The organism is Campylobacter sp. (assembly GCF_052169515.1).
Taxonomy (GTDB): domain Bacteria; phylum Campylobacterota; class Campylobacteria; order Campylobacterales; family Campylobacteraceae; genus Campylobacter_A.
In genome coordinates, this window is record NZ_JBQNCH010000002.1 from 29,624 (window position 1) to 42,322 (window position 12,699).

The 12,699-nt window shown below is 38.1% G+C and carries 13 protein-coding genes and 1 tRNA gene; 12 read left to right on the top strand and 2 right to left on the bottom strand.

All coding sequences use genetic code 11. From position 1 onward, the window contains the following. Nucleotides 1-17: 17 nt before the first annotated feature. Genes lpxC through ribD form a run of 10 tightly spaced genes read left to right on the top strand, consistent with a single transcriptional unit; the run spans nt 18 to nt 9,221 of the window. Nucleotides 18-902 carry a UDP-3-O-acyl-N-acetylglucosamine deacetylase gene (lpxC, locus tag ACTTKV_RS00770; RefSeq protein WP_442548780.1) on the top strand — a complete coding sequence of 295 codons (885 nt, stop codon included), beginning with the start codon at nt 18-20 and terminating at the stop codon, nt 900-902. A gap of 41 nt (nt 903-943) precedes the next feature. Then, complete coding sequence (locus ACTTKV_RS00775; RefSeq protein WP_442548781.1) at nt 944-1,345, top strand: glycoprotease; 402 nt, start codon at nt 944-946, stop codon at nt 1,343-1,345. Between the two features lie 8 nt (nt 1,346-1,353). Then, on the top strand, nt 1,354-2,238 hold the full coding sequence (gene thrB / locus ACTTKV_RS00780) for a homoserine kinase (protein ID WP_442548782.1): 885 nt from the start codon (nt 1,354-1,356) through the stop codon (nt 2,236-2,238). A gap of 21 nt (nt 2,239-2,259) precedes the next feature. Continuing rightward, entirely contained in the window at nt 2,260-2,514 is a 255-nt protein-coding gene (locus ACTTKV_RS00785) for a hypothetical protein (protein WP_442548783.1), read from the top strand. After that, on the top strand, nt 2,501-5,158 hold the full coding sequence (gene infB, locus ACTTKV_RS00790; protein WP_442548784.1) for a translation initiation factor IF-2: 2,658 nt from the start codon (nt 2,501-2,503) through the stop codon (nt 5,156-5,158). Before ACTTKV_RS00785 ends, infB begins: the two co-directional genes overlap by 14 nt. Next, entirely contained in the window at nt 5,155-5,520 is a 366-nt protein-coding gene (gene rbfA, locus ACTTKV_RS00795) for a 30S ribosome-binding factor RbfA (RefSeq protein WP_021090755.1), read from the top strand. The genes infB and rbfA overlap by 4 nt, the downstream gene beginning before the upstream one ends. After that, nucleotides 5,513-5,929 carry a ribosome maturation factor RimP gene (gene rimP / locus ACTTKV_RS00800; protein WP_442548785.1) on the top strand — a complete coding sequence of 139 codons (417 nt, stop codon included), beginning with the start codon at nt 5,513-5,515 and terminating at the stop codon, nt 5,927-5,929. The genes rbfA and rimP overlap by 8 nt, the downstream gene beginning before the upstream one ends. 1 nt (nt 5,930) lies before the next feature. Beyond that, complete coding sequence (locus ACTTKV_RS00805; protein ID WP_442548786.1) at nt 5,931-7,580, top strand: formate--tetrahydrofolate ligase; 1,650 nt, start codon at nt 5,931-5,933, stop codon at nt 7,578-7,580. Nucleotides 7,581-7,592: 12 nt separating this feature from the next. After that, nucleotides 7,593-8,144 (top strand): hypothetical protein, encoded by a 552-nt coding sequence (locus ACTTKV_RS00810; protein WP_442548787.1) that lies wholly within the window; start codon nt 7,593-7,595, stop codon nt 8,142-8,144. Nucleotides 8,145-8,159: 15 nt separating this feature from the next. Then, a complete protein-coding gene (gene ribD / locus ACTTKV_RS00815) occupies nt 8,160-9,221 on the top strand; it encodes a bifunctional diaminohydroxyphosphoribosylaminopyrimidine deaminase/5-amino-6-(5-phosphoribosylamino)uracil reductase RibD (RefSeq protein WP_442548788.1) in 1,062 nt (353 codons plus the stop codon). Between the two features lie 159 nt (nt 9,222-9,380). On the opposite strand, the gene ACTTKV_RS00820 is transcribed toward ribD, so the two are convergent. Beyond that, a tRNA-Leu gene (locus ACTTKV_RS00820) sits at nt 9,381-9,465 on the bottom strand. Between the two features lie 50 nt (nt 9,466-9,515). Further along, entirely contained in the window at nt 9,516-9,818 is a 303-nt protein-coding gene (locus ACTTKV_RS00825) for a F0F1 ATP synthase subunit C (RefSeq protein WP_087579689.1), read from the bottom strand. Nucleotides 9,819-10,023: 205 nt separating this feature from the next. Between ACTTKV_RS00825 and ACTTKV_RS00830 the strand changes: the two genes are divergently transcribed. Together ACTTKV_RS00830 and ACTTKV_RS00835 are read left to right on the top strand one after the other, a co-directional pair. Continuing rightward, nucleotides 10,024-11,370, top strand: a complete 1,347-nt coding sequence (locus ACTTKV_RS00830; protein ID WP_442548789.1) for a sodium-dependent transporter — start codon at nt 10,024-10,026, stop codon at nt 11,368-11,370. Then, nucleotides 11,367-12,698 carry a sodium-dependent transporter gene (locus ACTTKV_RS00835; RefSeq protein WP_442548790.1) on the top strand — a complete coding sequence of 444 codons (1,332 nt, stop codon included), beginning with the start codon at nt 11,367-11,369 and terminating at the stop codon, nt 12,696-12,698. Before ACTTKV_RS00830 ends, ACTTKV_RS00835 begins: the two co-directional genes overlap by 4 nt. Nucleotide 12,699 lies beyond the last annotated feature (1 nt).

Genomic DNA, 12,699 nt, shown 5'->3' on the forward strand with positions numbered 1-12,699 from the left:
AAAAATAAGGAAAATTTTTGAAACAAACTACTATCGCAAGACGCGTTGAAACAGTTGGTATAGGACTGCATAAGGGTGAGCCGATAAGACTTATACTAGAACCTCTTGACGCAAATTCTGGCATTATTTTACACCGTGAAGATCTTGGTATTAGTTTTAAGGCTGAGCCTAAAAATGTGATAAATACGCAGATGGCAACCGTTGTTGGTAATGAAAAAGGTTTTATTAGCACTATTGAACATCTAATGGCAGCCATAAATGGATATGGCATTGATAATATTAGAATCTCTGTTGATGCAAATGAAATTCCAGTAATGGACGGTAGTGCGATAAGCTTTTGTATGCTGCTTGACGAGGCTGGAATAAGATATCTTGATGCTGGTAAAAAAGTTATACTTGTTCGCCGAGAGGTTGAGATAATGGAAGGTTCAAAATTTGTAAGAACTTCTCCTTCAAGAAATCCAAAATTTGACTATACGATTAAATTTGACCACCCAGTTATCGGTGAGCAAAGATATGTCTTTGAATTTGGTAAAAGTTCATTTGTAAAAAATATTGCTCGCGCTAGAACCTTTGGCTTTTTAAAAGATTTGCAGTATCTTCAATCTCAGAATCTAGCTCTTGGAGCTTCGCTTGATAATGCTGTGGCAATTGATGACACGCATATTTTAAATCCAGAAGGTCTTAGATTTGAAAATGAGTTTGTAAGGCATAAAATTTTAGATGCAGTAGGTGATTTGAGCTTACTTGGAGCACTTTTGCTTGGTGATTATACGGCATTTGCTGGAAGTCACGATTTAAACCACAAACTTACCCTTGCTCTAATGGCAGATGAGAGAAACTACGAGATCGCAACTCTAAATGGCGAACTTCTAAAAGAGTATCAAAAGGTATTTGCATAGAAAATATTGAAATTTTAATAGTCTCTTTATCGACTCCGCTTTTGGTCGGAGTCTATAAAGACGGTGTAAAATTTGATGAGATCGTAACTGACGAGCATGTCAGCGAAGCTCTGATAAAAATTCTTGAAAATCTATCCTCTAAATTTAATATCACAAAGATCATCTACGCAAATACGCCTGGAAGCTTCATGGGGCTAAAGGTGGCCTACGTCATCTTAAAAACTTTTTCTTTGGCAAAGGGCTGTGAGTTTTACGCAGTTAGCGGCTTTAGTCTAAATGGCGGCCAAGCGATCAGAGCAAATAAAAATTTAAGTTTTGTCTTAAAAAGTGGCGAAATTTCACTTGAAAAAGTTGAGCCAGTGAGATTTGTGTTGCCTTTAAATTTAGATGAATTAAAACTAAATTCAGATACACTTCCAAATTATATTATCCAAGCTGTTTAGGAGAAATTTTGAATATCTTAATCCCTGCTACGAGTGCAAATTTAGGTCCTGGTTTTGATGCTTTGGGACTTAGTTTGAAGCTTTTTAATAGCGTAAAGATCGAACCATCTAAATTTAGCTCGGTCTCGATAAATGGCGAGGGAAGCGATAGTGTAAATTTAAAGAGAAATAATATTTTTCTAAGTATTTTTAATGAAATTTTTCTCGAGCTAACCGGCAAAAATGAAAACTTTAGAGTCGTTTTTGAAAACAATATCCCATTTTCAAGAGGGCTTGGCAGTAGCTCAGCTGTAATCGTCGGCGCCATAGCTTCGGCTTATGAGATGGCTGGTTTTAAGGCCAGTAAAAGCGTTGTTTTAAATAAAGCGATCATTTATGAAACTCATCCAGATAATATCTCGCCAGCAGTTCACGGCGGATTTATCAGTGCGATCGTAAAAAATGGTAATGTCTACGCAAATAAAATAAATTTAAGTGATGAGATAAAAGCAGTCGTTGTTATCCCAAATAAACCAATGAGTACGGCTTCATCAAGGCAAATTTTGCCAAAAAACTACACCATGAAAGAATGTGTGAATAACTTATCTCGTGCTGCATTTTTAACATCATGTTTTTATGAAAAAAAGTATGATCTTTTGAGGATCGCAAGTGAGGATATGATGCATGAAGAGCGTAGAATGCATGCACTAAATGAGCTTTTTGAAGTGAGAAAAGTAGCTTATGAAAATGGTGCTTTAATGAGTACACTTTCTGGTTCAGGATCAAGTTTTTTAAACATCACTTACAAAGAGGATGCTAAAAATTTACAAGATGTTTTAAAGAGCAAATTTAACGATTTTAGAGTTGAGATTTTTTCATTTGATAACGATGGATACGAAATTACACAAAGCTAGAAACAAGTTTAAAAAGATATAATGAATAAAAATAATCCAGTAAGGACATGCGTCGCTTGCAGAGTTAAAATTTCTCAAAACTTGCTAAAAAGATACCGCTTGGTAAGTAAGAATTTAGAATTTGGCAAGGGAAATGGTCGCAGTTTTTATCTATGTAATGGCTGTTTGCAAAAAGACGACAAAATTTTAAAAAAAATAATTGATAAACAAACTAAAGGTGCTCTTGGACTTGACGCACCGAAGTTAAAGGAGATACTCTTAAATGAGCAATGTTAGGATTTCAGAGATCGCAAATGAGCTTGGATACCCAAGCAAAGAAATAGTAGAAAAAGCTCAAGAGCTAGGGCTAAAGGTCAAAACTCATGCAAATGCTGTTAGCCTTGAAGAAGCTGAGGCTATATATGAATACGTTCAAACTGGAGTAATACCAGATAAATTTAGAAAGAAAAAGAGTGAGCCAAAGGCGAAAAAAGAGCCTAAAAAAGAAAAAGAAAAAGAGTCAACTAAAAAAGAAGATAAATCTAAGACTGAGCCTAAAAAGGCAGCCACTAAGGTCGAGCAAAAGCCAGAGAAGCCAAAGGCTGAACCTAAAAAAGAGGTAGAAATTTCAGAGGAAAAACCTAAGGCTGAGCCTAAAAAAGAAGAGCCTGTGAAGGTTGAACAAAAGCCAGCCGAGGCACCAAAACCAAAAGAGAGCTTGGCTGATGTAACTCAAAAAAGGCGCGGTCTTGTAATAGTTAAAAAGAAAAAGGACTACGAAGCCCCAGTTGCTGTAAAAGAAGAGAAAAAAACAGAACCAGTGGTGGCAAATATAAGTGATTTTAAAAATATGTTTTCTGCAAATGATGAAAATTTAGCAAGAAAAAAGAAAAAAGAGAAAAAAGTAGTAGTCGTAAGCAAAAAAGATAGTGCCGAGAAAATGGATCTTCTTGGCGGAAGCGACTTTGGTGATATAGTGCTTGAAGATGAAGATGTGGTTGTTCTTCCTGATTTTAGTTTTAAAACCCCAGCACCAGCACCCGCACAAAAGACAAAACAGCCAAATGTTATGAGAACTACAGTCAATAACACAATAAATTCATTTGGTGAGGGCGGCATACAAAGAAGAGCTAGGAAAAAACATAAAAAGCCTGAAAATAAACAAAACAACGAAGCTGTGACATCCGTAAATATTCCAAAAGAAATTCGTGTTTATGAATTTGCTGAGAAGCTAAACAAACAGCCAAGCGAGGTCATAGGCAAGCTTTTTATGCTTGGTATGATGACAACAAAAAATGACTTTTTGGACGAAGATGCAATTGAAATTTTAGCCGATGAGTTTAATGTTGAGGTTAATATAATTGATGACCAAAAAGAATTTGACTATGTGGCAGCCTACGAAGAAGAGATAAAAGATGATGAAAATCTCCAGCCAAGAGCACCAGTCATAACCATCATGGGTCACGTTGATCATGGTAAAACCTCGCTACTTGACTATATCAGAAATTCTCGCGTAGCAGCTGGTGAGGCTGGCGGTATCACTCAGCACGTGGGTGCTTATATGGTAAATAAAAATGGCAAAAACATCACATTTATCGACACCCCAGGTCACGAAGCGTTCACAGCTATGCGCGCAAGAGGTGCTGGTGTAACTGATATAGTTATCATCGTTGTTGCGGCAGATGACGGCGTAAAACCACAAACAAAAGAGGCAGTTAGCCATGCAAAAGCTGCCGGTGTGCCAATAATCATCGCAATAAACAAAATGGACAAAGAAACGGCAAATCCAGATCTAGTAAAAACAGGTCTTGCCGAACTTGATGTCATGCCAACAGAGTGGGGTGGAAAGTATGAATTTGTGCCAATCTCTGCAAAAATGGGTACAGGTATAGATGATTTACTAGAGATCGTACTTTTACAAGCTGAGCTTTTGGAACTAAAAGCAAATCCAAAAGCAAACGCAAAAGCTACTGTTATTGAGAGCTCACTTCAAAAGGGTCGTGGCCCAGTAGCTACCATTATCGTTGAAAACGGTACATTAAATGTTGGTGACACTGTTGTTGCAGGCGTTGCGTATGGCAAGATAAGAAGCTTGCTTGATGATCAGGGCAGGCCATTAAAAGAGATAAAACCAGGTGAATGTGGTGTGATAGTAGGCCTTAGTGAGATAGCAGAGGCTGGCGAGACACTAATAGGCGTAAAAACTGATAAAGAGGCTCGTGAATACGCACAGAAAAAAGCTGAGTATATTCGTCAAAAAGAGCTTAGTAAGAGCACAAAAGTTAGTATTGATGAGCTTAGTGCCAAGATTGCTGAGGGTGAGCTAAAGACGCTTCCAGTTATTATTAAAGCTGATGTTGGTGGTTCACTTGAAGCTCTAAAAGCAAGCCTAGAAAAACTTGCAAATGATGAGATCAGAGTAAATGTCATCCACTCAGGCGTTGGCGGCATCACACAAAGCGACGTGGCACTCGCTAGTGCGAGCGAAGACTGCGTAATCCTTGGTTTCAATATAAGACCAACTGGCGATATAAAAGAAAAAGCAAAAGAGAGCGGTGTCGAGATAAAGACTTATAATGTTATTTATAATTTAATTGACGATGTGAAGGCGATTTTAGGTGGATTAATGTCACCGATCATCAGAGAAGAGCAGCTTGGTCAAGCTCAGGTTCGCCAAGTGATCCATGTACCAAAAGTTGGTGCTATTGCTGGATGTATCGTCACTGAAGGCACGATAAACAGAGGCGCAAAAATTCGCCTTATTAGAGAAGGTGTGGTTGTTTATGAGGGCTCGGTTAGCTCGCTCAAACGCTTCAAAGATGATGTCAAAGAGGTTGCTAAAGGCTATGAATGCGGCGTTGGTATCGAGAATTTCAACGACATCAGAGAAAATGACTACATCGAAAGCTTCAAAGAAGTTAAGGAGAAAGCTACTCTATGAACGCTAACGAAATAAAGCGTATGAGAACAGAGAGTGTGTTAAAAGAGCTCATTCCAGAGGCTCTAGCTACTCTTGAAGATAGCATTTTAAAGGGGCTTTGCGTCACTGATGTCGAATGTAAAAAGGGCAGATACGATGCCTTTGTTTATCTTGACAAAATGGCATTTGACGAGCGTGAACAAGAGTATATTTTGGGGCATTTAAAGCGAGTTTGTAGACATTTGCAAAACCACTGCATGGCAGCTGAGGGCTGGTATAGATGCCCAAATTTTCACTTTAAATTTGACGATAGATTAGAGTATCAAAACCATATGGATAAGTTGTTTGATAAAATTTCAAAGGATTTAAACAAAAATGGATAATTTAGACAAACTAGTGCGCGAATGCGGCGTTGAGCTTTACGACAGCGAGATCGCAAGTGAAAATGGCAGGGCTATTTTTAGAGTTTACATTACAAAAAATGGCGGAGTTAGCCTAGATGATTGCGAAAAAGTAAGCCGTCTGCTTTCACCTATTTTTGACGTGACACCACCAGTTAGTGGAGACTACAACCTAGAGGTTAGCTCGCCTGGTCTTGAAAGAAAACTTAGTAAGCCGTCTCATTTTAAAGCGAGTGTTGGCGAGCTTGTGAAAGTTCAAACCGAGGCTGATAAATTCAGAGGAAGACTCGTAAAAGCGAATGAAGAGAACATTGCAGTTGAAAATGAAGAGGGAATTTTTGAGATCAACATCAGTGAGATAAAAAAAGCAAAAACATATTTGGAGTGGTAAAATGCTAAGCGACATCGAGATAACTCATCAAACAAAGCTAGAACACATAAGTAAAGTTGCCGCAAGATTAGGCTTAAGTGAAGACGAGCTCGAGCTTTACGGAAAATTTAAGGCTAAAATTTCCCCTAGACTTGAGCCATCAAACTCAAAGCTCATCTTAGTCACCGCGACTAATCCAACCCCATACGGCGAAGGCAAAACGACTATGTCGATTGGTCTAGCTGACGCATTAAATTCACTTAATAAAAAGGTTTGTTTAGCACTTCGCGAGCCATCTCTTGGACCAGTTTTTGGCATAAAGGGTGGAGCAGCAGGTGGCGGCTACTCACAGCTTGCGCCGATGGAAGATCTAAATTTGCACTTTACTGGCGATTTTCATGCTATAACATCGGCAAATAATCTTATCTCGGCGATGATAGACAATAGTCTTTATCAAGAAAACCCACTCAAAATAGAGAAAATTTTATGGAAGCGCTGTATGGATATGAACGACCGCGCACTAAGATTTGTTACCGTGGGTCAGGGCGGCAGAACAGACGGCGTGCCAAGAGAAGATGGCTTTAACATCACTGCTGCAAGCGAGATCATGGCTGTGCTTTGTCTAGCTACGAGCCTCTCTGATCTAAAAGAGCGCGTGGCAAACATCATGGTCGCCTATGATAGCGACAAAAAGCCTATCTATGTACGTGATCTAGGCTGCGAAGACGCTGTTTGTATACTTTTAAAAGATGCGATCAAGCCAAATTTATTTCAAACACTTGAGCATACGCCTACGCTCGTGCATGGCGGTCCATTTGCAAACATCGCACACGGCTGCAACTCTGTTATCGCGACAAAAACAGCTCTAAATTTAGCAGACTATGTCATCACTGAAGCTGGCTTTGGCTCTGAGCTTGGTGCGGAGAAATTTTTAGATATAAAGTGCAGGATAGCAGACATTAAGCCAAGTGCTGTAGTGCTCGTAAGTACGATTAGATCGCTAAAATATAACGGCGAAGCAAATAAAGATGAGATCACAAAACCAGATATGAATGCCCTCAAAAAAGGTATCGAAAACCTTGGCGGACACATCGAAAATTTAAAAGGCAAATTCGGACAAAATGTAGTTGTGGCGCTTAATAAATTTGGATTTGACACTAATGAAGAGATAAATTTTGTAAAAGAATACTGCCGTGAGCTTGGCGTAGAAGTGGCGGTTTGTGAAAATTTCTTAAAAGGTGGCAAAGGTGCACTTGAGCTTGCTGAGCTAGTTTTAAAAGCGTGTGATAAACCAAGCAAGATAAATTTCACCTACGAGATGAGTGACGATACGAGAACTAAAATAGAAAAAGTTGCTAAGGAAATTTATGGATCTGGTGAGGTAGTCTTTGAAGAGGCTGCCCTTAAAAAGCTCGAGATGATAAAAGAGCTAAATTTGAGCCATTTGCCAGTTTGTATCGCAAAAACGCAGTACTCATTTAGCGACGATGCGAAGCTTTTGGGTAGAGCAAAGGGCTTTACATTTAGCGTAAAAGACCTCGATATTAGAACGGGAGCTGGCTTTATCGTCGCGGTTTGCGGTAAGATCATGCTGATGCCAGGCCTTCCAAAAGTACCAGCTGCTGTCAATATGAAGATAGACGCAGACGGTAAGATCGACGGTTTGTCGTAAATTTGGAGAAATATGAAATTTGTAAAAATACTCTTTTTAATAGTTTTAGGTGTTTTCTTTGTTGGATGTGGGGGAGTATATAAATATAATGTTGAGCCAACGCCGATACAAAAAGGCGTGTCTAAATACATTGTTAGTGATTTTAACCTAACATTGACAAATCAACCGACTAGATACGAGCGCAACACTAACTACAAAAATGAAAGTGAACTTCGTGATGAGTTTCTGGAATTTATAAACAAACATCTAAAAGAGCAGGGCATTTTGGGGGACGAAAATAGCTTCAAGATAAAAATACAAATGGACTATGAAAGATGGTTTAACTGGGGTGGTAAGGCGTTAAACAAGCCACACTTTCGCTATAGCGTGAAAATTTATGATAACGCTAATAGGCTTTTGGTCTCTTACGCTATACCACTCTCTACAACGAAATATAGCTATTTTAAAGAGATCGCTGTTTTGGCGGAGATTGCTGCATTTAGATGGGACGCGGAGGATGAGCCGACCGATATCGACTTGATCTCAAAAACTCTTGTTGATGAGATAAAAGACATAGGAAAATAAAAATAGTCTGCTAAGATGAATGACGAATTTTACATGGATCTTGCTTTAAGCGAGGCTTGGAAATTTCAGATCCTGACCTATCCAAATCCAGCCGTTGGATGTCTTATTCTTGATGAAAATGGTCAAATTTTATCTTGCAAGGCTCATGAAAAGGCTGGATATTTACACGCTGAACCCACAGCGATACTCTTTGCGCTTTGCAAAAAAAGTGAAAAATTTAAAGATGATTTCATAAAGGCGTATAACGCCAAATTTGCTTCTAATATAAAAGAGGGCGAATTTGGCCTTTTAGAGCCAAAATTTACTTACGAATTTATACTAAATAACCACTCAAATTTACTAAAAGATGCAAAAGCTTACGTCACTCTTGAGCCTTGCTCGCATCATGGCAAAACGCCACCTTGTGCAAATTTGCTAAAAGAGCTAGGTTTTAGAGAGGTAATAATAGGCAGTCATGATGAAAATAAGGTAGCAAGTGGTGGCGCAAATTTACTGCAAAGTGCTGGCATGAGGGTTAAATTTGGCGTTTTAAAAGGGCGTTGTGACAAGCTACTTGAGCCATTTTTGGCATATCAAAATGGTGGATTTAGTTTTTTAAAAATAGCTCTTAGTAAAAATGGCGTGGCAAGTGGTGGCATCATCACAAATGAGCTTAGCCGCAAGCATGTCCATAAACTTAGAAGCGTCATAGATACGCTAGTGATCGGTGGCAATACAGTGCGAACAGACCGGCCAAAGCTTGACAGCAGGTTGGTGGGCAGCGGTAAAAACCCAAACGTTATAATCTACTCAAGAAGTGATAAATTTGATGAAACGATACCGCTTTTTAGTGTGCCATATCGCAAAGTGAGCGTGCAAAAAGAGCTAAATTTAAAAGGGCTTACTATGTTTGAAGGTGCTGGTGAGTTTTTAAAACTTGCAAAAGATGGCAAACTAGCAAACGTAAAATGGCTACTTATCTATCAAAGCTCAAATTTTAAGGATGGTAAAAATTTAAGCCTTGATCTAAATCTAAAACCACTATTTAATGGAAATTTTGGAGATGATAGCTACACTTGGTATGAAATTTTAGATTAAATTTCTAAAATAACTCTCTTAACACCTGTAAAAATTTAAATTTACCAAATTACTTTTCTGGTCTTCTTGGCTTTTTAGTGAAAAACATGTATATCTTATTGTGATGTGAGAAATTAAAATTGGATGTTTAAAAATTTGTATTTAAAAAGAGAGATAAAATGGTGCGATCAGCGAGACTCGAACTCGCACACCTAACGGCACTACCCCCTCAAGATAGCGTGTCTACCAATTCCACCATGATCGCAAAAAAAAGAACAAAAGCCCCAAAAAGGGGCTAAATTTTAAGCTTTACGCTTAGCCAAGCATTGGGTTTGCGTAAAGAACGATAAGTGTAATAACAAGTGCGTAGATAACTTGTGCTTCGATCATCGCAAGTGCGATAAACATCGTAGTCATAAGTTTGCTACCAACACCTGGGTTTCTAGCTGTTCCGCTGATAGTCGCAGCAGCTGTGTTTCCCATACCTATAGCACCGCCAAGAGCTGCAAGGCCAAGGCCGATACCGCCAGCGATAACTGAATATGATTTGATCATCTCGCCATCAGCGCCAAATGCGAATGCAGCAAGACCAAGAATTAAAAACACGATCTTTTTCATCGTTGCTCCTTTAAAATTTTAAAGCTCTTTCGGATCTGCCCCCTACTTAAACTTTATGAGCTGTAATATTACAAAAACAAAACTTTGTTTCAAATAAAAACACTAAAAATTTAAATTGCCTATAAAAAATTCTTGGCTTAGAAAAATAAAAGTTTTTTTATGCTATCTTTGAAAAATTTAATTTATTCTTAATCTTAGGTAATCAATGATAAATGAAAAATTTTCAAAAATAGGCTTTGTTCTTGCGATGGCTGGTTCTGCCGTCGGTCTTGGTAATGCTTGGAAATTTCCTACAATGGTGGGAAACAACGGTGGCTCGGCATTTATAATTTTATATTTGCTCCTTACATTTGCTATCGCATTTGTGGCGTTTTTGGCGGAGCTTAGTATAGGAAAGCTCGGTGAAAGCGACGTCGTAAGCTCTATTTATAAACTTGCTCCAAAGCATAAAAAAGCGTGGTCGCTCTCTGGCTTTTTCATGATTGGTGCGATTTTGATAGCTTCGTTTTATATGGTAGTTATTGGCTGGATTTTAAAGTATATCTATCTTAGTTTTTCGCCACTTTTGGCCGATACAAAAGAAGCAGCAGCGCAGTTTAATACTCTTTTAGCAAATGACTTAACTAGTAGTGTGCTTTGCTTTAGCTTAGTCTTTTTAATGGTATTTTTTGCCGTTTCAAAAGGCGTAAAAAGTGGCATAGAAAAGCTAAATATTTGGATGATGCCAAGTCTTTTTGTTTTGCTTGTTTGTATGCTTTTTTACGCGCTTAGCATGGGCGATGGCTTTGTCAAGGCGGCTAAATTTTTATTTGTACCAAATTTTAGTGCAATCACGCCAGACGTGATTTTACAGGCTCTTGGACTTGCGTTTTTCTCGCTATCTATGGGCGTTGGCGTCATACCAACATACGCCGCAAATTTACCAGAGAGAACAAATTTAATAAAATCAACACTTTCTATCATTTTTATAAATATATTAATAGGCATTATGATGGGGCTTGTCGTATTTACATTTATATTTGCTTACGGGGCTGATAGCACGGCAAGTGGCCCGGGTCTTATCTTTATCTCGCTTGTCACGCTTTTTGCAAAGCTTGGCGTCGTTGGCAACGTCATGGCGGTTGCATTTTTTGTATCGCTTTTGTTTGCAGGTATCACGAGTGCAGTTTCGATGATCGAGCCCTTTGCTTATTATTTGGTTAGAAAATTTGAAATTTCACGCAAAGCAGCACTTCTTTATATAGGCGTTTTTGTCTATGTTTTGGGATTTTTTTGTATATTTTCATACTATTCTGATACGGCCAGTACATTTAGTATATTTGGCAAGCCAGTATTTGACGCACTCGACTTTCTTACATCAAATATTATGATGCCAATAGGTGCTATCATATTTAGCTTTTTTGTGGGCTACAAACTCAAAAAAGAGAGCTTGCATCTACTTTTTGGCGAATTTATGGGAAAAGCATTTTTTGAAATTTGGTATTTTGCTCTAAGATACATCGTACCAATCGCAATTTGCGCCATCATGATCTATCAAATAGCAGGTAAATGATGGATAGATTTAGTAAAGTTGGTTTTATACTTTCCATTATTGGAGCTGCTATCGGACTTGGTAACGCGTGGAAATTTCCATATATGGTCGGTAGTAACGGTGGTTCAGCGTTTATACTTATATATCTATTTTTTGCTTTTGTAGTTGGGCTTAGTATATTCTTTGCTGAGATGGCAATGGGAAAAATTTCTCGTCTTGACACGGTTGGAGCATTTAAGAGTCTAGCTATAAAAGGTGCAAACGTATGGAAATTTGCTGGCATTATAATGGTAACAGGGCTTTTGATAGCTTCTTTTTATACGCTTATCATTGGCTGGGTTTTAAAATACGTCATCCTAAGCCTTGGCGAGCTTCCTAAAGATATCACGCATTCAGAGGCGCTTTTTGTAAATTTTACTTCAAATGGCGCATGGGAGCAAATTTTATATTTTAGTATCGCCTTTTTTGCCTACTTTTTTATCTTGACAAAGGGTGTTAAAAGCGGCATAGAACGCATAAATGTCTATCTTATACCGGCTTTGTTTATTCTACTTTTACTGATGCTTGGCTATTCTTTTGGCATGAATGGGTTTGACGAGGCGGCTAAATTTTTACTAGTGCCTGACTTTTCAAAGATCGATCAAGGCGTTATCTTAAACGCTCTTGGGCTTGCCTTTTTTACAATGTGTATAGGCATAGGCTGTATCCTTACTTATTCATCAAGTCTTGGAGATGATACAAATTTATTTACATCGTCACTCTATGTTGTCTTTGCAAATATTATCATTAGTGTGATTATCGGACTTATTGTTTTTACTTTTACATTTGAATTTGGCTCAGAGCCGTCAAAGGGTGCAGGACTAGCATTTATCTCATTGCCAACACTATTTGCAAAGCTCGGTACGCTTGGAAATTTCTTGGCATTTACATTTTTTATATCGCTATTTTTTGCTGGCATCACCTCGGTTATTTCAATGGTTGAGCCATTTATCTTTTTCTTAAATAAAAGTTTTGGGCTTAGCAGAAACAAATCTATCATTATAGTTGGTTTCGTGGTTTATGTTTTAGGGGTTTTATGTGCATTAAGTGGCATCGGCGAGTTTAAAGAGAGTCTTACTGTTTTTGGCAAAGGCTTTTTTGATCTGCTTGATTATCTTAGCTCAAACATTATGCTTCCACTTGGTGGCATAGTATTTGCGATCTTTGTTGGATATTTTATGAAATTTGAGCTTTTAAAAGAACTTTTCTTGCCTTATATGGGCAAGAGCATCTTTAATGTTTGGTATTTTTTAATTAGATTTGTAGCACCAGTTTTGGTTTTAGTAGTGTTAATAAGGGAGATCTCATAAT